This window comes from Dyadobacter sp. LHD-138, assembly GCF_030929615.1.
Classification (GTDB): Bacteria; Bacteroidota; Bacteroidia; order Cytophagales; family Spirosomataceae; genus Dyadobacter.
In genome coordinates, this window is sequence record NZ_JAVFVU010000005.1 from 225,105 (window position 1) to 250,689 (window position 25,585).

Here is a 25,585-nt window from a genome sequence, read left to right on the forward strand (position 1 = left end):
GGTAATGGATATAACTATCCCAACCGAACCAAAGCTTCTTTCAAAGTAACAATCTTCGCTTCTGCGTCTGCCAGTTTTTGTCTTTCTTTTTCAACGACATCGGCATTCGCATTTTGCACAAAACGCTCGTTCGACAGTTTTTTAGCGACCGAATTCAGGAAGCCCTGCGTGTATTCCAGCTCCTTTTGCAGGTTTTCACGCTCAGCCTCTACGTCAATTTCTCCTTCGAGGTTGATAAAGAATTCGTCAGAGCGGATCAGGAATGACATCCCTGGTGCTTGCTCGGCTACGAAATTAATTTCAGCAACGTTGGCAAGTTTCCGCACCAATGCTTCCAATCCTTTGTAAAGCTCTGGCTGATCACTCTTCACCGCCAAAGGCAATTCTACTTTCGGGCTGATGTTTTTGGTATTTCTCAAATTCCGAACGGCTGATATCAACTCAAACAGAATTTCCAAATTTGCCAGTAAGTTCGTGTCCACGGCTCCTACCGTCGGGAATTCGGCCACACAAATACTTTCCTTTTCCTGACGCTCACGAATATTCTGCCAGATTTCTTCCGTGATAAACGGCATGAAAGGATGCGCCAGACGCATCAGTCTGTCAAAAAATTCAAGCGTTGCTTCAAACGTTTTTGCATCGATCGGGTGCTCAAAGCCAGGCTTGATCATTTCCAGATATTGTGCGCAGAAATCATCCCAGATCAGTTTATAAACCGAATTCAACGCATCTGAAATACGGAATTTCGTGAAATGGTCCTGGACTTCCGCCAGGGTCTGGTTTAGTTTACTTTCAAACCAGTTAACCGCCAGCGCTGAACCTTTCGGCGTTGTAAGCGAGGCATCCACGCTCCATCCTTTTACCAGACGGAATGCATTCCAGATTTTATTACAGAAATTCCGTCCCTGCTCAACCAGTTTTTCATCATAAGGCAAATCGTTACCTGCCGGAGAGCTGAAAAGCATACCGGTACGAATTCCATCCGCACCATATTGCTCGATCAGATCAATCGGATCAGGAGAATTCCCCAGCGATTTCGACATTTTCCGTCCCTGTTTATCACGAACGATACCCGTCAGGTATACATTTTTGAACGGATAAGTGCCTTTGTATTCGTATCCGGCAATGATCATACGGGCAACCCAGAAAAACAGGATTTCAGGGGCCGTCACCAGATCATTGGTTGGATAATAATAATTTATCTCTTCATTGTCAGGTTTTTTAATCCCGTTGAAAACCGAAATCGGCCATAACCATGACGAAAACCAGGTATCCAGTACGTCCGCATCCTGGGTGAGATCTTCTTCGGTTAAAGCAAAAAGCTGATATTCGTGCTGTGCAATGTGCAAAGCCTCATTTTTACTTTTGGCTACAATCACCGTCCCATCCTGTAAATAATAGGCCGGAATCCGATGTCCCCACCAAAGCTGGCGGCTGATATTCCAGTCGCGCACGTTTTCCATCCAGTGACGGTACGTATTTTTGAATTTTGGCGGAATAAGCTGAATCGTATCATTCATCACATTTTCCAAAGCCGGCTCACTTAACCGGCTCATTTTCAAAAACCATTGTTCCGAAATCCTCGGCTCAATCACCGCGTTTGTACGCTCCGAATGACCTACATTCGATTTATATTCTTCGCTTTTTACCAGATTTCCTGATTCTTCAAGCAACTTGATGATCTTCTTACGGGCAACGAAACGGTCCTCTCCTACCAGAATCTGTGCTTTTTCACTCAGCGTTCCGTCTTCGTTCAAAAGATCGATGATCGCCAGATTGTGTTTTTTACCCAGTTCATAATCATTGGTGTCATGCGCCGGAGTCACTTTCAGAGCGCCTGTACCAAATTCCATTTCTACATATTCGTCTGCAATGACAGTAATGGCGCGATTGATCAACGGGATATTTACCTGTTTTCCGATCAGGTTCTGGTAACGTTCGTCATTTGGATTAACACAGATCGCCGCGTCGGCCATAATGGTTTCCGGACGCGTCGTAGCGATAACAACACCTTCTCCTGCTGCACCGCCAACCAGGTCGTAACGGATATAAACCAGTTTCTGGTTAACTTCCTTCGTCATTACCTCTTCATCAGAAACCGTCGTACGTGCCTGTGGATCCCAGTTCACCATGCGGTGACCGCGGTAGATATCCCCTTTTTTGTACAGGTCAATAAATACATCGATTACAGAATCGTATAGATCCGGATCCATCGTAAAGCTGGTACGGTCCCAATCGCAGGAAGCACCCAGTTTACGCAACTGCTGCAAAATTATACCACCATACTTGTGCGTCCATTCCCAGCAATATTCCAGAAATTCTTCACGGGAAAGATCACGTTTGCTGATACCACGCTCTTTTAACATCGCAACCACCTTGGCTTCGGTCGCAATGGAAGCGTGATCCGTTCCGGGAACCCAGCAGGCTTCCTTGCCTTCCATCCGCGCTTTACGGATCAGGATATCCTGGATGGTATTGTTCAGCATATGTCCCATGTGCAACACGCCTGTCACGTTCGGTGGCGGTATCACGATGGTATAAGGTTCCTTATCAGGATTTGGCTTGGAATTAAAATATTTGTTTTCGATCCAGTAGCTATACCATTTATCTTCTATCTCTTGCGGCGCGTAGGTTTTGGAGATCATTCTTTTTGTAAAATATGGGCGTTGATAACAATTGCAGTCTTAAAAAGACGGCAAGTTATCACTTGAAACCGATATTTTCACGTGAATCTTAGGAGATTAATGATTGTCGGGGCAATTTTTACGCTTCTGAGGGGGCAATGGGCAGCCAGATCATAAATGTACTTCCATGCCCGGGCCGGCTCTGCACCTGAACCGTTCCTTCATGCGCTTCCACCATTTTCTTCACATAACTCAGGCCAAGACCAAAACCTTTTACATCATGAACATTACCCGTTGGTACCCGGTAAAATGTGTCAAAAATGCGGAGTAATTGCTCCTTGCTCATTCCCAGGCCATGATCACTAATTGAAATGGAAACACCATTATTTTCATTTGCCGTTCTGACCGTCAAATGAAGTTTATCCGGAGAGTACTTAATCGCATTATCAACGAGGTTATTGAGCACATTGGCAATATGCACCTCATCGCAGGAAATCATCTCATGAACGGCCTCAAATTCCAGGTCCAGCTCACCCTCCTTCTGCTCCATCTGCACACTCTGACTATTCAGTACTTTTTCAATCAGATCATGAATATTGGCTTCACTGCGTTTCAGTTTTACGTGACCTTTGTCCAAAAGCGCCATTTGTAAAACCTTCTCCACATGGGTTCCGAGCCGTTTATTTTCTTCCCTGATAATGCCAAGGTAACGCGTCATTCTTGGTGAAACCTCCACGCCGGATGACCCTGAATTTTCCTGTGCCATTTCCGTCGCCAGCGCAATGGTGGAAATCGGTGTTTTAAACTCGTGGGTCATGTTGTTGATAAAGTCGTTTTTAATATCAGAAAGTTTTTTCTGGTGCAGGATGGTAGAAACCGCCATATAAAAACAAGCCATGATCACGACGATCAGGATACCTGAGCCGCCAAACATGACACCCATGTTGCTTAAAATGTATTTCTGCTGATCCGGGAAGAAGACGTAAAGCAGGTTATTCCCCTGTAACGTCTCGTTCGGAAAAAGCGACGCTTTGTAGGATCGCTGCTGCCATTCGTTTGATTTCAGGCTGGCGGTTGAAAAAATCATCCCGTTATTGACATTACCCTGCACGGCAAATTCATAAGGCAATGTGATGCCGTTTTCCGTCAGTTCCTTTCTCAGTAAAGTATCCAGCAAAAATCTGTTCACACGCTCCTGAATCGGCCTTTTGGTATACATCAGGTCCTTCATAACCTCCCGCAAAAGGTCTGCGCGGTCAAGATCCTTTGCTTTTCCGTTGATAAGCGGTTTGGTTCCCGCTAATTTCCCCTTGTCCAGCCCCGGATAGGCTTTCCGATATTCTACGGAACGATGAAGAGAATCCCCCCTACCCTGGTTCCTGACACCGTTTTTTTGGTTTGGAAAAACTTCCTGGAAAGCATTGCCCAGTTTTCTCTCGTCATCCATGCGTCTGCGCATAAACTCATCCATACCTTCTGCACCAAAACGCTGCGCCTGAAAAAACTCCTCAATAATTTGCTGCTGATGATCGACCATTACCCTGAAATTGGGGCTCAGAACATCCGAGGGCGCTGCTTCGGCCAAAACCTGGTAATGTATTTCCTCGCCGTTCGGGCCGATGAAAACCTGGATATTGGATGGCGGAGAAGCTGCCGAAACCTGTTTTTTATCCTTATGCTGTGCAGCTGTTCTTTTCACCGGCATTTCTCTTAACTGCGTGATCCGGTTAAGCTTGTCCTTTTGCTGCTCGGTTTCAATGCGTTGTTGCAGCAGGTACATCATTTCCTGCTTTTCGAGCCGGTGCACCACTTCCTGTACTGACTCAGCCACCTTATTGTTAAACTGTTCGTTCCGGACCGCAATCGCTTCACGGATCCAGTACCACTGAAAACCAATAAGGCCGATTAACGCCAGGCACATTAAACCAATAATTATCTGAATCTTCCGCTTCGTCATTTCTATTTAGATCTTCCTTGCAAAACTGTTCGTGCAACACTGTTCGTGCAACACTTTTATTTTTCCTGCGACTTTATTCTGTTCAACAAATTTAGTGTATCCCGGATACCCGTTTCGATTTTTAACAAAATTTAACAGCGTTTCAATTCAGACAGGAATTAAATTTGTAATCATCTCACAAACAAAACAATAGAACACCATGACGCCCAACATCCTATCCCGCATAGCCTTGTCTGCACTGGTCATCAGCGGACTTTCCTTTACTGAAAAAGCCCTGGCGCAGTCCGACAAGGAGCCACAGAAAAAAACGACCATCCGTATTAAAGTTACCGAAGATAAGGATGGCAAAGCCAAAACGATCGAAAAGAAGTATGAACTTCCGGATATGTCCGGCAGCGACCGTGAAGATTTTGTTGACAAGGCACTGGATTCTCTAAAAATAGATTCCAACGGGAAAAGCCAGGTAACAATAACCGTTGACGACGGAAAAGGCAATAAAAATGAACAAAAACGCCGCATGAAAATCCATAAAAAATCGGATGACGACGATGTTTTTGCCTACAACTTTAACAAGGATTTTAATTTCGATGAATTAAGAAGCAAGACGCGGGACTTTGAAAGAGAGTTCAGGCCAAAAGCCAAGATCATGATGCGGGATATGGAAGATTTCGGAAACCGCATGGGTGAGCGCATGGGCGATTTCTGGAATAGTGAATCGGTCAAGGCTTCCACGGTCCGTGAATTATCGGCCTATCCGAATAATCCTGACAACGGCGTATTGAATCTGCGTTTCTTCGTTCCGCAAAAAGGCGATGTGAATATTATTATTTCAGATACAAAAGGGAAAGAAGTTGGACGCAAAGAAATCAAGGATTTCAGCGGAGATTTTGTCGGGCAAATTGACATCAGGAAAAACACAAAAGGCACTCTGTTTGTGACAGTTACGCAAAATGAAGACGGTGCCGTGAAGCGGATTATCCTACCTTGATTTTTTGACCTTTTTCGGGTTATTCCTCTTGATTAGTAACAGTTAAGAGGATTTTTTATTGGAAAAAAACGGGACAATAGCGCCTACATGTATTAAGTAATTGTAAATTTGTAGCCAAATCATCATTTTGTCCTAAATTTGTTTCATTAAGCAACCATGCTGAATCTTATACTATTTGGTCCTCCGGGCGCCGGAAAAGGCACCCAAAGTGAGAAAATTATAGCAGAATACAAACTCATTCACCTTTCTACGGGCGACTTGCTTCGTTCTGAAATTCAGGGAGGTACCGAATTAGGACTTAAAGCAAAAACCTTAATGGACCAGGGTTTGCTGGTTCCTGACGAAGTTGTTATCGGGATGATCGACAACAAACTTAAGGAACACAAAGACGGACCAGGATTTATTTTCGATGGTTTTCCGAGAACGGTAGCACAGTCGGAAGCATTGGATGCCCTTTTGGCAACTTATGACGAAAGTATTTCTGTGATGGTAGCATTGGTTGTTGACGACAACGAACTGCTTGCCCGTTTGTTAAACAGAGGAAAAACTTCCGGCAGACCGGACGACCAGAATGAAGAGCTGATCAGCAAACGCATTCAGGAATACAACAGCAAGACAAAACCTGTGGCTGACTATTATCAGGCACAAGGAAAATATATAGCGATTAATGGTATAGGGGAGATCGAAACGATTTTCGAAGGCATAGCCGGGGCTATTGAGCAAGCATAACATCAATTTCAAAGAGGTGCGGAGAACGAGGTTTTTGGGGCCTGATTTCTGCACCTTTTTGCTGTAAAAACAATACTGTAAATTACACTTCTCATTTTATCTTAACAACGGCAGCAGGGTATGGCATCTTCCAACTTTATAGATTACGTAAAAATAAATGTTCGTTCCGGTGCAGGTGGCGCGGGCGCATTACACTTTCGCCGTGAAAAACACGTTGAAAAAGGTGGCCCGGATGGTGGAGACGGAGGCCGTGGCGGTCACGTGATCCTGAAAGGCACTACGCAGGTCTGGACACTTTTACATTTAAAATATACAAAACACATCCGTGCATTCGATGGCAAAGGAGGTGAAGGAGGAAGAAGGAAAGGCGCTGACGGAAAGGACATTATCCTGGAAGTTCCGTTGGGAACCATTGCCCGTGATGTGGAAACCGGAGAACAGCTTCTTGAAATAACAGAAGATGGTCAGGAAGTGATTTTGATGAAAGGCGGCAGAGGCGGAATGGGAAATGATCATTTCAAATCATCAACAAACCAGACGCCTCAGCATGCACAAACCGGTGATCCTTCGGTGGAATCCTGGATTATCCTCGAATTGAAAGTATTGGCCGATGTTGGTCTGGTTGGTTTCCCGAATGCCGGAAAATCAACATTACTTTCTGTGGTTTCGGCTGCACGTCCTGAAATTGCGGATTATCCGTTTACGACGCTTGTGCCCAACCTGGGTGTGGTGGCTTACCGTAATTACAAGTCATTCGTCATGGCAGATATTCCAGGCATTATTGAAGGCGCTTCACAGGGAAAAGGCCTTGGACTGCGTTTCCTGCGCCACATCGAAAGAAATTCGATTCTGCTGTTCATGGTTCCGGCCGACAGTGAAGACATTGAAGCCGAATACAATACGCTTGTGAATGAGCTTCAGCTTTATAACCCGTCGCTTTTGGACAAACACCGGCTTCTGGCTATTTCCAAAATGGATATGTTGTTTGATGAAGAGCGTGAAGAAATTGCTAAGAAACTGCCAAAGGGTATTTCCTGTACGTTTATTTCTTCATTGACCGAGGAAGGGATCGATCAGCTGAAAGATAAAATCTGGGAATTGCTCCACGAGGCCAACCCCGTTGTGTAACAGCTTCCGTTAAATAAATTAAGAGATACATATTTTTAAAACCGACCATTTAGAGCCTTCTTTGCGTTCAAGAAGCCGTAGCCATGTGTTGTCCTGATTTTCATGAAGCCTAATTTATCCTCGTTTTTTTGCTCTACACTATTATTATGTCTGGGTTTACTTCCCGTATTTGGACAAATAAATATTGACTATCCGGCCAACAGGGCTGTTTTTCAACGTGATAAAGGTAATAACGCCACCATTTATGTTGCGGGCAGTTATACCAAAATTATCGACCGTGTAGAAGCCAGGCTCAATGCGATCAACGGAGGCTCCTCCACAAACTGGGCGACCATCCAGTCAAACGTGCAGGGCGGTGTTTATTCGGGAAGCATTGATGCAACCGGCGGCTGGTATGAGCTTCAGGTTCGTGGATGGAATGGCGATCAGCTGGTAGGTTCCACACAGATTTCAAGGGTCGGTATTGGAGAAGTTTTCTTAATCAGCGGGCAATCCAACGCACAGGGTTATAAAAATTACGGTGGTCCCGGCGCAGGCGACGACCGTGTAAACTGTGTCAATTATTACAATGAGGGGCAGCCTAACAGCGATTTATCCGCACCCACTTTTTCTCATCTGGACTCAGATTCCTACATCGCACCACGCGGAAATTCAGCCTGGTCGTGGGGAAAACTGGGTGATTTGCTGGCAAACCGGTTCGGGGTTCCGATTTTATTTTACAACATCGGATGGTACGGTTCCGCCGTGAAAAACTGGCGGGAAAGTATCAATGGTACCGCCTACTCAGTATACAATGGAGAGGCTTTTTACCCAAGCGGCGCGCCTTATGGAAATCTTCGGTCTGTCCTTCAGTATTACGTGCCTGCCACCGGCATCCGCGCGGTGTTATGGTTTCAGGGGGAAGCAGAAATAACAGATCAGAACAGCACGACAAGTTCTTACTTCAATGATCTTTCCACGGTGATCCAGAGTTCCCGGAATGAATCCGGAAAAAATCTATCCTGGATGGTTAGTCTCACTTCTTATAGCAACGATACCGGTGTAAATACCAAGGCGACAGCTGGACAGCAACAAGTGATTTCATCCGTGCCCAATGTATTTGCAGGCCCCAATACCGATGCCGTACAAGTGCCCCGCATTGATGGCGTACACTTCCAGGGGGATGGTTTGGTACAACTGGCAGAAGCCTGGAGTGCTCAGATTAATGATGATTTCATGGCAAGGTCCGAGCCTTTTAAGGCCGTAAGTCCTTTGAAACTTTCGGCTTCCTGTGCGGGCAACAATAACCTGAGATTATCAGTCAATACCGATGGTTATTCCGCCTTTAACTGGAATAATGGCCAAAACGAAAGCAGCATCCAGGTAGGAAACGGAACCTACCGTGCCCGGGCAAGAGACAGTCATAACAATATTATCTTCTCTCCGGAAGTGAAAATTAATGAAAGTATACAACCGGCCCAGCCCGTCCTTACACTTCAGGGAAGTAACCCCGTTTGTAAGGGAAATACGGCTACATTAATCTCGAATACAACAGAAAACCTTAAATGGAATACCGGCCAAACGGCTGACCGAATCACCATCAGTACCGGCGGAGAATATTTTGTCACGACTAAAAATGCTTATGGATGTGAAACGAGTTCCTTCAGGATTGCAATCGAAGTACTTACTTCACCTCTGCCGGACAAACCTGCCATTGCGGTTACAGGAGCACTGACATTTTGCGATGGCGGCGTTGTTGCCTTGAAATCAAGTTCAATAGTTAAAAGTATTTGGTCAAATGGTGCAACCGACGCGAGCGTTTCCATCAGGACATCCGGTCAGTATACCGTAAGGGCAGTAGATAACTTTGGATGTTTTTCGCCGGATTCTGATCCCGTTACGGTTAAAGTGAATCCTTTGCCTGCCAAACCAACCATTGGTCTGAGCCGGTCTCCTATCTTTTGCGAAGGAGAGAACGTGGTAATGACATCCAATTACGACAGCGGCAACATCTGGAATACGAACGTAACTTCAAAAGCGATTACCATTACAACGGCAGGTACATTCAGCCTGATGCAGCGTGACGGGAATGGCTGTGAATCCACATCTGATCCGATCACGACAAAGGTTAATCCTTTACCTGCGACACCAACCATCAGCTCCTTGCGCCCCACGACCTTCTGCGACCGTGATTATACGACTTTGCAGGGCAGTGAGACTTATGCCTACCAATGGAGCAACGGAGGCACAAACCGCGAAGTGGAAATACGGACTTCCGGTAATTATACCCTTTCGGCAAAAGATGCCAACGGATGTTTGTCAATACCTTCCAGCGGTATCAAAGTGGTTGTCAATCCGCTTCCGCCAAAGCCTGTAATTACGGCAAGCGGCCCGACAACTTTCTGCGCTGATGCCAGTGTTAACCTGCAGTCGAACGATGCTGCAAAATATGTCTGGAACACCGGAGCAGAAACCAAGACCATTAACACCAACGTTTCCGGAGATTATTCGGTAAAAACCATCAATGAATTCACTTGTTATTCGGATCCATCGGACGCCATAAGAATTAACGTACTCGCATTGCCACCTGCCCCACTCGTTCAGGCACTCGGTCCTGTTTCATTCTGTGATGGCGATGCTGTGACACTTAGCGCTTCAAACGGTACCTCATTCTTCTGGAATACCGGGGAACAAAACAACCTCCTGGAAGTAAGCAATTCGGGAAGCTATAAGGCACGTGTTCAGGATAACCAAGGCTGCTTCTCGCCTTTTTCAAGGGAAATAGTCGTGGAGGTAAAACCTTTGCCATCCAAACCTACAATCAGACAAGTGGGTACTTTTACATTAATGGCCGAAAACAATATCAACGACGGCGATCATGTATGGCAACTCAACGGTACCAATCTTACGGAAAATGGAACCACCCTGAAAGCTATAAAATCCGGGTCTTACGTTGCCAACAACACGGTGATATACAGCCCGACACTTACCTGTTTTTCTGATTTTTCAGAACCCTTTATTTTCACGCTGAATACACAAGGCGGAACAGTCAGTGTGTATCCGAATCCTAGTTCTACCGGATCATTCACGATTGAGACAATGGATGATCTTAAAGACGCCACGATACAGGTTTTCGACCTGACCGGCAAGCTGATAAGGACTTACGAATCAGTAAATTTTAACGAAAGAAGATTTATCGATTTGTCTTTACTTTCAAATGGAATGTATATCTTGTCCATTCAGTCAGGAGATTTCAAGAAGACGAAAAAAATTAGTATAATCCAATAATATTTTAGGACCAAGTGCGATTGTCCTTTGCCAATTCAGAGTTCTTTTTTTACAAAAATTGTATCCTCTTTTATGGAAAGTCGTTTACGCGTAAACTGGTTAGCCCCAATTGGCTACTTTATTGTATGGTTTTTTATCGGAATTTTTATAGTCAAGGATTACGGCGTAACGTGGGATGAGCCCATCATGCGACAGCTCGGGCTGGTTGGCTTAAAGTATCTTAATAATGTATTGGGGCATCCTTTCACCATCCCCATCAGCAATCAGATTGAAGACTTCAGCACGTTCATCAACCACGAATACGGAAGTTTGTTTGAAATAATTCTCGCCGGTGCTGAATTAGCTTTCATCAAACCTATGGTGTATGACTATCTTCAGATGGATGGTTCCGCTTATTTTCTTCGTCATATCATCACCTGGCTTGTCTTTTGGTTATCCAGTATTTTCTTTTACAAACTCGTCAGACTCCGCGTCAGCAATACTTTTATTGCGTTACTTGGCACTTCTGTTTACCTGCTCTCACCAAGAATATTTGCAGATTCTTTTTACAACTCAAAAGATATCATTTTTCTGGCGTTTTTTGTGATCAATACCTACACCCTTTCGCTCCTGTTTTCAAAATTTACTTTTAAACATGCATTTTTTCATGGCATGTCTACGGGATTTTTGATTTCCATACGATTGATGGGCATTATTTCGGTTGCACTTTCTCTGGCTTTTATTGCGGCCTATATCCTGTTTAACGTAAAAAAACCGGCTATCAAAAATAGCCTGCTGGTTGTTGGGACATACCTTTTGTCTGCATCGGTTTTTATTTATCTGCTGTGGCCTTTTTTATGGGAAAGCCCTTTTTCAAGATTTTTTGAAGCCCTACGGCTGATGGCTCACTTCGTCCGTCAGGATAGTCCTATGCTTTACCGGGGCGAGTTTATCAACAGGGATCAGATTCCCTGGCATTATGTACCGGTTTGGCTGCTCATTACCATTCCGCCTTTTTATCTGTTTCTCGGTTTTGTGGCAGGTGTTGTGACGCTGTACGCCTTCGGAAAAGAATTTATCCGGCGAAACTTTCCTGCCATTCCTCTCATCGATTTGTACGTCATTGCATCGCTGATTCTTCCGATAGCATCCATCATCTTCCTTAATTCAATCATTTATGACGGATGGCGGCATCTCTTTTACCTGCATGCCTTTATTTCCTATCTCGCCACACTAGGGGGATATTTTATCGTCAGGGCAGTTTCAGAAAAATATGCGCTGTATGCAAAACTGGCGTGGGTAGCCGGTCTTTTATTCTATGCCGGTATCATCATCAAAATGCACCCGCAGCAGCAGGTTTATTTTACCATGTTCAATAAGCATCCGCAGACAGCCTATGAACTTGATTACTGGGGCCATTCCTATAAAGAATCCCTGGAATGGCTTTGTAAAAATTCCAGTAAGGATACCATTAAAATTGCTTACATCAGGATAGGAAATCAGCCAATGACGATGAATAAAAGGTTATTGGCCCCCAAGGACCGCAACAGGATTGTTTTTACTTCATCGCTGAGAGAAAGTGATTATTATATCACCAATTATAAATTTGGCGATCATGATATCCTCACCGGAAAACATATTGATATCACAGACAGCCTGGACAAAGAAATTTACAATATTGCCCCGATGGGCTATAAAATAAATACTGTTTTTTCCGTTAAGAAATAGCTGAATTTACCTGCCACGACCTACGTATTTTAATTAAAAGAAGTTACAATTAAAAAGAAGTATCTCAAAACCAGAACAAATCTTTAAATTCGCCAGAATTTTCAGACATTTTCCAGGCCGGTACTATTTGCAAAATTGTCATAACCTGAATACTTTTTAATTCTAATATAATGCTTGATAAAATTTTTACCTTTTCTTGTCTTCGGATCTGGCTACTTCTTATTTTAATTCCTTTTGGACTAAGCGCCCAAATAAAAATTACTTCACCGGTAGAGCGGGCTGTTTATCAGCGCAGTGCCAGCGGTCAGGCAACTGTTTCTGTTTCCGGAAATTACACCGTACCGATTGACAAAATTGAACTGCGTGCCTTGCCCGTCATTGCCGGACAGGGTACTCCAACAGCCTGGGCCGTTTTACAAACCAATCCGTCTGGTGGTGTTTTCAGTGGCTCCATCACACTTCTGGGTGGCTGGTATACCCTGGAAGCCAGAGCTTCATTGGCGGGAGAAATTGTCGGGCAAACCGCTGTTGTTTCCCGTATGGGTGTTGGCGAAGTGTTCATGATATCCGGACAATCCAATGCCCAGGGTGTAGATTACACGGCCGTTACCAAACCTGCTGCTGTGGATGACCGGGTAAATTATCTCAACCAAAGTAATGTAGTAAATTCACTCGCCGATCCTTTGTATCCGGTTTTTGACCGGCTTAATGAGGCAAAAGACGACATTGGCCCGAGAGGTAAAAGCCCCTGGTGCTGGGGTATCCTGGGCGACTTATTGGCCCAGAAACTTAATGTGCCCATCTTGTTTATCAATTCCGCATGGGAAGGTACATCGATCAAATATTGGCGCGCAAGTGCGGAGGGGAAAGTCGCTAAAAACATGTACGGATTCACGTACCCCGACCAAATGCCCTACGCCAACCTTCGTATTTTCATGCAAAACACAGCAAAGCAATTTGGTGTGCGTGCGATATTGTGGATGCAGGGAGAAACCGATACATTCCCGGAAGCTACCGGCTACGAAGAATATAGAAACAGCTTACAATTTGTAATGGATAAACTTGGGGCCGATATTAACGGGCGTGTAACCTGGGTAATAGCAAGAACGTCCAGAATTCGGAATGATGACGGGACATCCATCACCAGTCCTGCCGTGATCGGTGCGCAAAATGCGGTGATAGAAGGTCTTTTTAGCACGGCATATCCTGGTCCGGAAACGGATGGACTCTTTCCTCAACGGGCTGATGGTACACACTTTGCCGGCAGCACCGGTACAGCAGGGCTTACGGTTCTGGCCAATGCCTGGAACAATACCCTTGACATCAACTTTTTTAATAAAGTAAGCCCTTTAGTACCCGCAGCGATGCCAGTCATCACCAGCGTCTGTGCGGCTAACAATACCTCTTTGACACTCACTTTACCGGAAGGTTATGTTTCCTATAAATGGCTGCCAAGCTATGCAACCGGAAGAACCTTAACCGTTACCGGCCCCGGCGAGTATTATGCGCAATTAAAAGATGCTTATGGCAATACGGTCAACAGTCAGAAACTGATCGTGACCTCATCCATCAAACCTGTTACGCCAACGATCGTTCAATCGGGTTCACAGCAGGCATGTGCTGACTCAGCCTTCGTTTTCTCGCTGACTTCCAGCAATGACGATTACAGCTGGTTCAAACAAAACACAACCAATATTCTCGCCACCGGCCCAACGTTTGCCGTTAAAGAAGCAGGAACTTATCAGGTGAAAAGTAAAAATGTATTTGGCTGTACGTCCGAAACCTCGGCCGCCGCGTCATTGATCATCCGTCCGCAGATCCCTCAGCCAACGATCGCCAAGTCTGGCCCTTTTACCATCATGGCTACGATTGCCGAAACGAATTTGAATGCGCAATATGACTGGAAAAGAGATGAAAAAATTCTGCTGAATCATACCAGTATTGTCAAAACCGATACCTCCGGGAGCTACGCAGCCCGTACAAAAGTGACTTACACACTGGGCAGCAATTCGCTTACCTGTTACTCTCCGTTTTCTCCCGCACAGGAAGTGATCACCAATGACAAAAATGACGTGGTTGTTTTTCCAAACCCGGGACTTGCTGACGGCATTTACATCGAGTCGAGAGACAATATGAAAAACGCCGAAATTACAGTGTATGACATCTACGGCAGGGTTGTAGTTACACAAACGGAGGATTTAACCAGCCGCGTAAAAATACACGTTCAGAATCTTACCACGGGTAAATATATCATCCGGGTTAAATCCGCAGAGGTAGATCTCAGCAAACAAATCATGATAAGGTAAATATTTTATCTTTAAAAAATACTAAATAAGCCACGGTCACCTGTGGCTTATTTAGTATGATACTAATTAGGTAAAAGATAAAGTAAAGAATTTGATTGATAAATTTGCAAAGGCTAATTTTGACAGTAATAAAGTTTTCCCTGGTGTTTATCCAACGGATCTCTGATAGCAGCATATCAATTGAAATTAACAATCAATGAATAATAACTATCTTCCTTCCGACTATTTACCAATTATTGTTCAGTTCATTCTGGCTGCCGGATTTATTGGCGGGACCATGATTGTGACCCACTTAATTGGCCCAAGTCGTAAAAGCAAGCTTAAGGATGATCCTTTTGAATGCGGGATCGAATCCGTGGGTGATGCAAGAACACCCATTTCAGTTAAGTATTTTTTAGTCGCTATTCTCTTCGTTCTTTTCGATGTCGAAGTAATATTTATGTATCCCTGGGCAGTCAATTTTAAAGAATTGGGAATGTTTGGGTTTGTGGAAATGTTATTGTTTATGGCATTACTTCTTTCCGGATTTTACTACATTATCCGTAAAGGCGTATTAAACTGGGAAGACTAGCATATAAAACATTGCAATACAGCAGATTATGAAAGAAGTAACGATAGCGGAAGCACCTCAGGGACATAGCGGATCAGGATTTTTTGCCACTTCATTTGATGAAGCAATCGGTCTTGCCAGAAGTTACTCACTTTGGCCTTTACCATTTGCGACCTCTTGCTGTGGTATCGAGTTTATGGCCACCATGGGGGCTCATTACGATATATCACGTTTCGGATCGGAACGCCCAAGTTTCTCACCCCGCCAGGCTGATTTGCTGATGGTGATGGGTACGATTGCCAAAAAAATGGCCCCGGTTGTTAAGCAGGTTTACCTTCAGATGGCAGAGCCGCGCTGGGTTTTGGCCGTAGGAGCTTGTGCATCAAGCGGCGGTATTTTTGATACTTATAGTGTTTTGCAGGGTATTGACCGCATTATCCCTGTTGACATTTACGTACCAGGATGCCCTCCACGTCCCGAACAGATCATCGACGGACTTATGGGTATTCAGAAACTGGCGCAAAACGAAAAACTTCGTCGCAGAAACACCGACGAATACCAGGAACTTTTAGCATCCTATAATATTCAATAATTACCCTATGCTAAGCAATCAGGAAGTAGCCGAAGAGCTATTGGGGAAATTTGGTGATCAGGTATATGACTTTGAAGAGCCTTACGGATTACTGACACTCTCAACAACCCGTGAGGAAATTATTCCGGTCCTTGAATTTTTAAAACAGCATAAAACGTATCAGATCAATTTCCTTACGGATATCACAGGTGTTCATTATCCTGACAATACCGGTAAGGAATTTGCTGTGGTTTATCACCTGCATAGCTTTATACAGAACTTCAGGATCCGGATCAAAGTGTTCATTGCGGAAGCTGATATCCACATTCCAACCATGACAGGGCTTTATGCAAGCGCTAACTGGATGGAACGTGAAACGTATGACTTCTACGGAATTCTTTTTGATGGCCATCCTAATCTTGTGCGTATCCTCAATATTGAAGAAATGGATTATTTCCCGATGCGTAAAGAATATGCACTGGAAGATGCTACGCGGGAAGATAAAATTGATGCGCTTTTTGGTCGTTGATCCTTTAAGGAAAAGAGTAAGTTATGGCAGATATCGAATTATTACCTCATAATGTTCCCGTTCAATCAGAATTGCCTGAATTGATCGAGGAGCTTACAACCCTAAACCTCGGCCCTACCCACCCGGCTACACACGGTATTTTTCAGAATATCCTTCAGATGGATGGTGAAAAAATCGTTTCAGGTGAGCAGACCATAGGTTATATACACAGGGCTTTCGAAAAAATTGCAGAAAGACGCCCGTTCTACCAGATCACCACGCTTACCGACCGCATGAATTATTGTTCTTCACCGATCAATAACTTCGGCTGGCATATGACGATGGAGAAGTTTTTGCAAATTGAGGTTCCAAAACGTGCGCAGTATATCCGCGTCATCATGATGGAGCTTGCCAGGATTTCCGATCACCTGATTTGTAACAGTATCCTGGGTGTGGATTCAGGTGCGTTTTCAGGTTTCCTTTACGTGATGCAAAAACGTGAGGATATCTACGAAATCTACGAAGAAGTCTGCGGTGCGCGTTTGACTACAAACATGGGCCGTATCGGTGGTATGGAACGTGATTTGTCGAGTACAGCCCTTCGCAAGATCCGTGAATTTATCAAGACATTCCCACCTGTTCTGCGTGAGTTTGAAAAACTGATGAGCCGTAACCGTATTTTTATGGACCGGGTGATCAATGTTGGACCAATCTCCCTTGAACGTGCGCTTTCATACGGTTTTACAGGACCCAATTTACGTGCTGCCGGGCTGGATTACGACGTTCGTGTGATGGAACCTTATTCCTCGTACGAAGATTTTGATTTCAGTATTCCGGTCGGACAAAGCGGTGATACTTTTGACCGCTACAATGTACGTATGGAAGAAATGTGGCAGAGTCTGAAAATTGTGGAGCAGGCTTTGGAAAATCTTCCCGAAGGACCTTATTACGCTGACACTCCGGAATATTATTTACCTCCCAAAAAAGAGGTTTATAGTAATATGGAAGCACTTATTTACCATTTCAAAATTGTAATGGGGGAAATAGATGCTCCGATCGGCGAAGTTTACCATGCTGTTGAAGGTGGTAACGGAGAGTTGGGTTTTTACCTGATCAGCGATGGAGGAAGAGCTCCATACCGTCTGCATTTCCGTCGCCCGAGTTTTATATATTATCAGGCCTTTCCTGAAATGTGCAAAGGAAGCACGCTTTCAGATGCTATTCTCACCATGAGTAGCCTGAATGTTATCGCAGGAGAATTGGACGCATAAAATCAGATTGATTATTTGATTTTCAAAAGATCGTATTAAAGAAATGACTGAAACACCAAATCCCGTTGCGTTTACCCCGGAACGACTGGCGAAAGTAAAAGAAATCATTGCACGTTATCCGGAAGGCCGCCAAAAATCGGCTTTACTTCCTGTTTTGCACGTTGCCCAGGAACAATGGGGATGGGTGAGCAGCGAGGTGATGGATTATGTCGCAGACATATTGAGCATCAAACCGGTAGAGGTTTATGAGGTTGCTTCATTTTATACCATGTACCACCTTGACGCTGTCGGAAAACACGTCATTGAATACTGCCGTACTGGCCCTTGCTGCCTGATGGGTGGTGAAGAAATATATGATTACCTGAAACAAAAGCTTGGCATTCAGGCTGGACAAACGACGTCTGATGGTCTGTTTACGATCAAGGAAGTGGAATGTCTTGCAGCTTGTGGCTGGGGCCCGGTTTTCCAGATTCGTGAGAAGTTTTACATGAACCTGACCCGCGAGCGTGTTGACGAAATCATTGAAGAGTTAAGCAAATAAGCCTTTTATAAGCTGAAAATAGTATCCTGAAAAATGGCTAAAAAAATATTAACGGAACACATTAACGTCCCAGGTATTGAAACCTTCGAGGTTTACCGCAAACAAGGAGGTTATACTGCTGTTGAAAAAGCAATAAAAACCATGACTCCCGAGGAGGTTGTGGAAGAAGCCAAGAAATCCGGAATACGGGGACGTGGTGGTGCAGGGTTTCCTATGGGAATGAAATGGGGCTTTTTGGCAAAACCGGAAGGTGTTCCCCGTTACCTGGTTTGTAATGCAGATGAATCGGAGCCTGGTACTTTCAAAGACCACCACCTGATGAAGTGCCTCCCCCACTTACTGATTGAAGGCATGATCGTTTCCAGCTTTGCTTTGGGCGCGAACAAGTCTTTCATATACGTACGTGGCGAGCTGATGTATGTGATCCGTATCCTTGAAAAAGCCATTGAAGAAGCGAAAGCAAATGGTTTTCTCGGAAAAAATATATTAGGCAGTGGTTATGATCTGGAACTTGTCGTACAGCCAGGCGGCGGTGCATACATTTGCGGAGAAGAAACGGCTTTGCTGGAATCTTTGGAAGGTAAAAGAGGAAACCCTCGTAACAAACCTCCATTCCCTGCGGTAAAAGGACTTTATCAAAGCCCTACTGTGGTAAATAATGTGGAATCCATTGCCAATATGCCATGGGTGATCAACCATGGTGGTGACGCTTACGCAGCCATCGGGATTGGACGCAGTACAGGAACAAAACTTATTTCTGCCTCAGGACATATTCAAAAACCAGGCGTTTATGAAATCGAACTGGGCGTTAGCGTTGACGAGTTCCTTTATTCGGATGAATACTGCGGTGGAATCCGTAAGGGACATCATTTGAAAGCGCTGGTTGCGGGAGGTTCGTCCGTACCTATTTTACCGGCACATTTGATTACCAAAACGGCGGCCGGCGAAGATCGTCTGATGAGTTATGAATCTTTATCGGATGGCGGTTTTGCCACAGGAACGATGTTAGGTTCAGGTGGTTTTATCGTGTTTGATGAAACGGCCTGTATCGTTCGGAATACCTGGAATTTCTCCCGCTTTTATCACCATGAATCCTGCGGACAATGCAGCCCTTGCCGTGAAGGTACAGGCTGGATGGAGAAAGTTTTGCACCGTATCGAACACGGTCACGGAAGCATGCATGACATCGATCTGCTGGTAGATATAGCCAAAAAAATTGAAGGGAATACGATTTGCCCGCTTGGAGACGCATCGGCATGGCCTATTGCGAGTGCAGTTCGCCATTTCCGTGAAGAATTTGAATGGCATATCACCAACCCGCACGAAGCTTCTCAGCCAGGAGCCGTGTTTATGGGTGCAGTTTTGGCATAGTTGGAAAATTGTGACAACCAGATACTAAATCTTTAATACACCAGATACTAATTCCTTAATACATTTGCGAATTAGCCCGGAAAGGTATCCGGATGAATTAAAATAGCCAAGTATGCAATTATTGATTAGACCAGTTTACAATTTTATAAAGCATAACGCGTACCCATTAACCTTTGCCTTCTGTATTGTTTGTACAGTTATAATGCTCTATATCAAAGGAGTTTTTATACTGAGTTATCATCCGGACATTTCCGGAAGTGAGCGTGGCACAACTTTCGGAATACAAATTGTTGCTGATAATCAACCGCTTTACCGAAACCCGGAAATTCCGCCATTTTGGATTGTGCAGTACGCACCTTTATATTATTACCTGGTTGGAAAGACGTATCAGCTATTGGATTGGGATCCTACCAATATTTACAGGATACAATTTTTAAGCCGGCTGATTTCTTTCATTCTGGTTTCCATTTCCATGGTGGTTGCCTATATCACGGTCAGAAGATTCATTCAGGTTTCCAAACTGTTGAGTATCGTTTTCTGCTGTCTGATATTTGGCCAGCTGCAACAGTGGCATTTAACCAATTCCAGAATTGACAGCCTGCTTTTCCTGTTCACCGTGCTTTACATCCATGTGATATTAAAAGCACTTGAACAGAAAGATGAATGGAACAAATATTTCGTCCTCGCAGGTTTTCTTGCAGTCGTTGCATTTTTCACGAAACAAAGCGCTTTAATCCACAGCATCGTTTTACTGGGTTATTTCTTTTATAGATTCCAATGGTCATCGTTTTTTAAAATGGCGGGGTTACTGGCGGCTCTTTTTCTCGTATTTACCTTGATTTTCAGCCAGCTGCAATTCAAAGTGTTTTACGATAACTTGTTCGGGAGCCTTCAGCTACCGATTGTTCCGGGCTGGTTTTATGCATACACTTTCCGCCATCTGGTTCCGGCGCTGAGTATTTTGGTAGCAGTAAGTTTTATCATCAGTTTGAAATGGCTGGTGAATTCAACAAATCCCAAGACCATTTTCCTGTCGTTATCGACAATTTTGTTCTTTGGTTTTGCTACGGCAACAGCCTTCAAACATGGCGCCGCGGTGGGTTATTATCATGAGTTTGCGTACGTAGGGTTACTTGGGATATTTTATTACTTTTATAATGAAAACCTGACCGTAACCAATGCCTCGCTGACCTATTACCTGTTCCCTGCGCTGGTGGGCCTGACGATGTTGTATTTTACCAGTCAGCAGATGGAAAAATATTACACAACGAACCTGGCCAAATATGAAGCCGATTACAGCCAGCAAAACGAGGTAAAAAAATATGTCGAAACGCATATTGCTGCGGATGAAAAGGTTGTGATCTCAGGAGGTGAAGATTTCCGCGGATGGCTTTTACAGCATATGCTTTTCAAACATCTTCTGGCCTACCAGGATACCGAAGTACGCTTTTTATTTGAAGCCAAAAGGTTTAATTTTAGTGGCTTTTATGATTTAGTAAAAGAGAAAAAAATACGTTACCTGATTCTGGATAAGAATAGTCCTCCTTATCTGTATGCTTTTGACTACACATTTGATCTGAAAGATTATTTGCTGGAAAAAGACATTCACGGATATAAGGTATATAGATTAAAATAAATAAGACGATTTAGAGATGTCTTGATATGGAAGAAATAAAACCACAGTTAATCAAAATAACCTTCGACGGCATTGAGGTCGAAGTGGAACCGGGAACTACGATCATGCAGGCGGCGCGTAAAATCGCAGAAGCCGATGAAAGCCAGGGTCACCTGGTGCCACCGGCCATGTGTTATTACAAACCGCTTCCGACATCTGGCGGAAAGTGCCGTGCCTGTTTGGTAAGGGTAGCGCAGGGATCTGCAAAAGATCCGCGTCCTATGCCGAAACTGGTTCCTTCATGCATTACGCAGGTTCAGGAAGGTATGGTCGTTGAAAATACAACCAATCCGGCTGTACTGGATACCCGTAAAAGCATCGTTGAATTCCTGTTGATCAATCACCCGCTTGACTGCCCGGTTTGTGACCAGGCTGGCGAATGTCATCTTCAGGATTTCTCTTTTGAGCACGGTTCAGCCAAAACACGTTACGAAGAAGAGCGCAGAACGTTCGAAAAAATAGATATCGGTCCATTTGTTCAGTTGCACATGACGCGCTGCATCCTTTGCTACCGTTGTGTTTACACCGCCGACCAGATCACCAATAATCGTGTGCACGGTGTAATGAACCGCGGGGATGCTTCAGAGATCAGTACTTACATCGAAAAAGCAATCGATAACGACTTCTCCGGAAACGTGATTGATGTTTGTCCGGTTGGCGCTTTGACTGACAAAACCTATCGTTTCAAAAGCCGTGTGTGGTTTTCCAAACCGGAAGACGCTCATTGTGATTGCGACAAATGCAGTGGTAAAGTGACACTTTGGTACCGTGGTGACGAAGTGATCCGCGTTACAGCCCGCAAAAATATGTGGGGCGAAGTGAACGAGTTCATTTGTAACAAATGCCGTTTCGAACGTAAAAAAACCAGCGACTGGGTTATCGAAGGACCAACGAAGGTGAAACGCAGTTCGGTTATTTCTGCCAACAAATATCGTAAAGATCTTATCGCAAAACCTGAGTTCGCACTTAAACTTGCCGCTACGCAGTTTAAGCCAATCGACGATGAACGTGCGTATACAACAGATATCGAAACCGTGCGCCATCAAAGCATCGAAAATAACGATAAGGCAAATCATCGTTCGCTATTAACAGATAACAGGAATTAAATTTCTGCCATCAATATTTAACTGTGAAGTAAAAAATGGAATTAACGGAGTTTGTAATCAAGACCTTAACAATCCTGGTTGTTTTTGTTTTAACACTGGTCATCGCCATGTACTCGACCTGGGGAGAGCGCAAAGTGGCGGGTTTTATCCAGGACCGGATGGGGCCTAACAGAGCGGGACCGGGTGGATTATTACAACCGCTGGCCGATGCAGGTAAAATGTTTTTCAAGGAAGATTTTATTCCTGCCCTTGCAAACAAATGGCTTTTTATTGCTGGACCGAGTTTGGCGATGCTTACTGCGCTTTTAGCAAGTGCTGTAATTCCGTTTGGAAGCACTTTCCGCTACGACGGTGTGGAAGTGGTTCTTCAGGGTGTTGAATCCAATATTGGTATTCTTTACGTTTTTGGCGTCGTGGCACTCGGTGTTTACGGGATCATGATCGGTGGATGGGCTTCCAACAACAAGTTTTCGTTACTTGGAGCCATCCGTGCAGCATCACAAAATATTAGTTATGAGGTAGCCATGGGACTTTCCCTGATCGCTATTCTGATGATGAGCAGCTCTTTGTCTCTTGGCGATATTGTAGCGCAGCAGCACGGCGGCAACTGGAATATTTTTTACCAGCCACTGGGTTTCATCATTTTCCTGACCTGTTCTTTCGCAGAATGTAACCGTGTACCTTTCGACCTTCCTGAGTGTGAAACGGAACTTGTAGGCGGATACCATACGGAATACGGAAGTATGAAACTTGGTTTCTACCTTTTTGCAGAATACATCAACATGTTCGTTTCCTCGGCTATTATCTCGACACTTTATTTTGGAGGTTATAACTATCCGGGCATGGACTGGGTTTACAACCAGCTGACGGCTTCCCTGGGAACCACCACAGGCCATAATATCGCTACTTTAATCGGTACCGGCGTATTTTTTGGAAAGGCTCTATTCTTTATATTTTTCTACATGTGGGTCAGATGGACACTTCCACGTTTCCGTTATGATCAGCTGATGAATCTTGGCTGGAAAAAACTGATTCCTTTGGCTATTATTAATATCATTATCACCGGAGCAAGCGTGCTTTTCTTAAAGCCATTTATTACTTCTCTGTTGAACTAAGTAACAAAAACAAGTATTGCCATGCAACTGACCAATCGCTCGAAGCAAGTAAGCAATAAAGAAATGACGCTGATGGAACGCGCCTACCTACCCGCTATTGCGACCGGTATGGCGATTACCCTCAAACACTTTTTCAAGAAAAAAGTAACAATAGAATATCCTGAGGTAAAAAGATACCTTGGCCCTGTATTTCGTGGCCGCCACATCCTGAAAAGAGATGCCGAGGGACGTGAACGTTGTACAGCCTGCGGACTTTGCGCCGTGGCCTGTCCCGCGGAAGCGATTTCCATGGTAGCTGCGGAACGCCAAAAAGGAGAAGAATCATTGTACAGAGAAGAAAAATATGCTGCGGTTTACGAAGTAAATATGCTGCGCTGTATTTTCTGCGGACTATGTGAAGAAGCCTGCCCTAAACAGGCCGTGTATTTGCGCCACGATGAATTTATACCTGTTTTCAATGATCGCAATCAGGTGATATGGGGCAAGGACTTATTGGTTGAAGACATGAACAACCGTTATACCCGGGAAGCCTGGACAAAAGAGGAAGCGCATTTACTGGATCAGAAAAGAGCCAATGGTGAGGCAACCAATGTAGTTCCAAGAGCAATTCCCTGATTTTACCCTTTATTCTTGAATCAGCAATTCACAAGCATATGAATCCGACATTATCTTTTTTTTACTTCCTATCATTCTTAACCGTGCTTAGCGCGTTAATGGTGATTGTTTCCAAGAACCCGATCCACAGCGTACTTTATCTTATCCTGACATTTTTTACACTTTCAGGCCATTATATTTTATTGAACGCACAATTCCTGGCCGCGGTAAATATCATCGTCTATGCCGGCGCGATCATGGTTCTTTTCCTGTTTGTGATTATGTTCCTTAACATTAAAGACAATCATGAAGAAGCCAAAACCAATCTGACCAAAATCGCTGCGGCGATCGTGGGCGGTACCGTGTTCGTGATTCTTTTCGGAGCTTATCGTAAAACAATCCTGATGCCGGTTGATCCTGCTACTTTTGACTCACAGGTTGGCATGATCGAAAGCCTGGGAAAACTCCTTTTCCGTGAATATCTGCTGCCATTTGAGCTGGCTTCTATTCTGCTTCTTGTGGCGATGGTCGGGGCCGTGATGATAGGAAAAAGAGAAATTGGGGAAAGACATTTCTGATCCATTACAAGATATATTTATAAATGAAAAGCGGGTCGTTACTGATCCGCTTTTTTCGTTTACTTTCTCGTAAGAAAATTAGTATTTTACCAGCAAATAATTATTTTTGTAACCGGGAATTAACCCTTCCCGATTACAAATTAGTTTTATACCTCCTCTAAAAGATACGTTTGTTCCTGCTTTGTAAGCCAGGCTTCTGCATGCCCATTCAGGCCACGGAAGTTTTCCGGACGAGGTATTGATGATCGTACACCCGTTAAAATGAAGATTATCATTACCGAACTCGGCATACTGCTGACCAGCGGCAGAGTAGCCAGAATTAGCACCGATCATTATCTCCCCGAAAAGCTTCTGCGCATTTATCTGCTGACAATTCTCGCAAGCAGCATCGCCGTTTTTATCGCTTTCGTTCCACTGCGTTTAGGTAATGTCGATGTTCCCTTTAACACATTTCAAGAGTCTTTAAAACAGCATTCGCTGGCCTATCAGATTGTTGTTTTTTGTCTTCTGGCACCAATCCAACAAGAAATCAAGTTTCGTCTTTGTCTGATTTACTCCAAAATAAATATTGCCGGTTTTCTGGGTATCTGGTGTTTTTTCTTACTGAATAAACTTAATGAAGGCAAAGGCCTATTCGGAGAACAAAACCCTACTTCTCTAAATCTCGGATTGAGTTTAATCGCCATGGCTTCTGTTTATAGCTGTTTACTTCAAAATAAAGAGATCAACAATAAGCTGGAAACGCTTTGGATGACCTATTCAAAACCGGTCTTCCTTATTTCGATACTTTGCTTCGCCTTGTTCCATGTCGCCAGTTTGGATAAAAATCTGCTTGATCTCCGGCTTATTCCTATACTTCTGCTGCCACCCGTATTATCAGGTTTAATTTTTGGCTATACCCGGTTAAAATACGGTGTCAGGTACTCTTTGCTATTACACATCGGATACAACGTGGTATGTGTGTTTTTGCCTTTTTTAAATGTCCTGGCCTGAGGTTAG

20 protein-coding genes are annotated in these 25,585 nt (G+C 44.2%); 18 read left to right on the forward strand and 2 right to left on the reverse strand.

Annotated features, from left to right (window positions below; translation table 11 throughout):
- Nucleotides 1-14: 14 nt before the first annotated feature.
- Both RB622_RS05145 and RB622_RS05150 read right to left on the reverse strand, forming a co-directional pair.
- Nucleotides 15-2,645 carry a valine--tRNA ligase gene (locus RB622_RS05145; RefSeq protein ID WP_308045454.1) on the reverse strand — a complete coding sequence of 877 codons (2,631 nt, stop codon included), beginning with the start codon at nucleotides 2,643-2,645 and terminating at the stop codon, nucleotides 15-17.
- Nucleotides 2,646-2,763: 118 nt separating this feature from the next.
- Nucleotides 2,764-4,581, reverse strand: coding sequence for a HAMP domain-containing sensor histidine kinase (locus RB622_RS05150; protein WP_308045455.1), 1,818 nt, complete (start codon nucleotides 4,579-4,581; stop codon nucleotides 2,764-2,766).
- Between the two features lie 199 nt (nucleotides 4,582-4,780).
- On the opposite strand from RB622_RS05150, the gene RB622_RS05155 reads away from it, so the two are divergent.
- The 18 genes from RB622_RS05155 to RB622_RS05240 all read left to right on the forward strand — a co-directional run bounded on the left by RB622_RS05155 (nucleotide 4,781) and on the right by RB622_RS05240 (nucleotide 25,579).
- A complete protein-coding gene (locus RB622_RS05155; protein WP_308045456.1) occupies nucleotides 4,781-5,569 on the forward strand; it encodes a T9SS type A sorting domain-containing protein in 789 nt (262 codons plus the stop codon).
- 156 nt (nucleotides 5,570-5,725) lie between these two features.
- Nucleotides 5,726-6,298: an adenylate kinase gene (locus tag RB622_RS05160; RefSeq protein WP_308045457.1), complete on the forward strand. Its 573-nt coding sequence runs from the start codon at nucleotides 5,726-5,728 to the stop codon at nucleotides 6,296-6,298.
- Between the two features lie 120 nt (nucleotides 6,299-6,418).
- Entirely contained in the window at nucleotides 6,419-7,426 is a 1,008-nt protein-coding gene (gene obgE / locus RB622_RS05165) for a GTPase ObgE (RefSeq protein ID WP_308045458.1), read from the forward strand.
- 102 nt (nucleotides 7,427-7,528) lie between these two features.
- Nucleotides 7,529-10,693, forward strand: coding sequence for a T9SS type A sorting domain-containing protein (locus RB622_RS05170; protein WP_308045460.1), 3,165 nt, complete (start codon nucleotides 7,529-7,531; stop codon nucleotides 10,691-10,693).
- A gap of 72 nt (nucleotides 10,694-10,765) precedes the next feature.
- Nucleotides 10,766-12,400, forward strand: a complete 1,635-nt coding sequence (locus tag RB622_RS05175) for a hypothetical protein (protein WP_308045461.1) — start codon at nucleotides 10,766-10,768, stop codon at nucleotides 12,398-12,400.
- A 170-nt stretch (nucleotides 12,401-12,570) separates the two neighbouring features.
- Nucleotides 12,571-14,706, forward strand: a complete 2,136-nt coding sequence (locus tag RB622_RS05180; protein ID WP_308045462.1) for a sialate O-acetylesterase — start codon at nucleotides 12,571-12,573, stop codon at nucleotides 14,704-14,706.
- A gap of 196 nt (nucleotides 14,707-14,902) precedes the next feature.
- Nucleotides 14,903-15,277, forward strand: a complete 375-nt coding sequence (locus RB622_RS05185; protein WP_308045463.1) for an NADH-quinone oxidoreductase subunit A — start codon at nucleotides 14,903-14,905, stop codon at nucleotides 15,275-15,277.
- A gap of 28 nt (nucleotides 15,278-15,305) precedes the next feature.
- Nucleotides 15,306-15,848, forward strand: a complete 543-nt coding sequence (locus RB622_RS05190; protein ID WP_137338216.1) for an NADH-quinone oxidoreductase subunit B — start codon at nucleotides 15,306-15,308, stop codon at nucleotides 15,846-15,848.
- A 7-nt stretch (nucleotides 15,849-15,855) separates the two neighbouring features.
- Nucleotides 15,856-16,356: an NADH-quinone oxidoreductase subunit C gene (locus RB622_RS05195; protein ID WP_308045464.1), complete on the forward strand. Its 501-nt coding sequence runs from the start codon at nucleotides 15,856-15,858 to the stop codon at nucleotides 16,354-16,356.
- 23 nt (nucleotides 16,357-16,379) lie between these two features.
- Nucleotides 16,380-17,606 (forward strand): NADH dehydrogenase (quinone) subunit D, encoded by a 1,227-nt coding sequence (gene nuoD / locus RB622_RS05200; RefSeq protein ID WP_308045465.1) that lies wholly within the window; start codon nucleotides 16,380-16,382, stop codon nucleotides 17,604-17,606.
- Between the two features lie 43 nt (nucleotides 17,607-17,649).
- Nucleotides 17,650-18,147 (forward strand): NAD(P)H-dependent oxidoreductase subunit E, encoded by a 498-nt coding sequence (locus RB622_RS05205; RefSeq protein WP_308045467.1) that lies wholly within the window; start codon nucleotides 17,650-17,652, stop codon nucleotides 18,145-18,147.
- A 33-nt stretch (nucleotides 18,148-18,180) separates the two neighbouring features.
- Nucleotides 18,181-19,518, forward strand: a complete 1,338-nt coding sequence (nuoF, locus tag RB622_RS05210; RefSeq protein WP_308045468.1) for an NADH-quinone oxidoreductase subunit NuoF — start codon at nucleotides 18,181-18,183, stop codon at nucleotides 19,516-19,518.
- A 202-nt stretch (nucleotides 19,519-19,720) separates the two neighbouring features.
- Nucleotides 19,721-21,154 (forward strand): glycosyltransferase family 39 protein, encoded by a 1,434-nt coding sequence (locus RB622_RS05215; RefSeq protein WP_308045469.1) that lies wholly within the window; start codon nucleotides 19,721-19,723, stop codon nucleotides 21,152-21,154.
- Nucleotides 21,155-21,180: 26 nt separating this feature from the next.
- On the forward strand, nucleotides 21,181-22,299 hold the full coding sequence (locus RB622_RS05220; protein ID WP_308045470.1) for a 2Fe-2S iron-sulfur cluster-binding protein: 1,119 nt from the start codon (nucleotides 21,181-21,183) through the stop codon (nucleotides 22,297-22,299).
- A 35-nt stretch (nucleotides 22,300-22,334) separates the two neighbouring features.
- Nucleotides 22,335-23,414, forward strand: coding sequence for an NADH-quinone oxidoreductase subunit NuoH (gene nuoH, locus RB622_RS05225; RefSeq protein WP_308045472.1), 1,080 nt, complete (start codon nucleotides 22,335-22,337; stop codon nucleotides 23,412-23,414).
- A gap of 21 nt (nucleotides 23,415-23,435) precedes the next feature.
- The gene (locus RB622_RS05230) at nucleotides 23,436-24,029 is read left to right on the forward strand and encodes an NADH-quinone oxidoreductase subunit I (protein WP_308045473.1); all 594 of its coding nucleotides are present in this window, start codon (nucleotides 23,436-23,438) and stop codon (nucleotides 24,027-24,029) included.
- 38 nt (nucleotides 24,030-24,067) lie between these two features.
- The gene (locus RB622_RS05235) at nucleotides 24,068-24,586 is read left to right on the forward strand and encodes an NADH-quinone oxidoreductase subunit J (protein ID WP_254412993.1); all 519 of its coding nucleotides are present in this window, start codon (nucleotides 24,068-24,070) and stop codon (nucleotides 24,584-24,586) included.
- A 261-nt stretch (nucleotides 24,587-24,847) separates the two neighbouring features.
- On the forward strand, nucleotides 24,848-25,579 hold the full coding sequence (locus RB622_RS05240) for a type II CAAX prenyl endopeptidase Rce1 family protein (RefSeq protein ID WP_308045474.1): 732 nt from the start codon (nucleotides 24,848-24,850) through the stop codon (nucleotides 25,577-25,579).
- Nucleotides 25,580-25,585 lie beyond the last annotated feature (6 nt).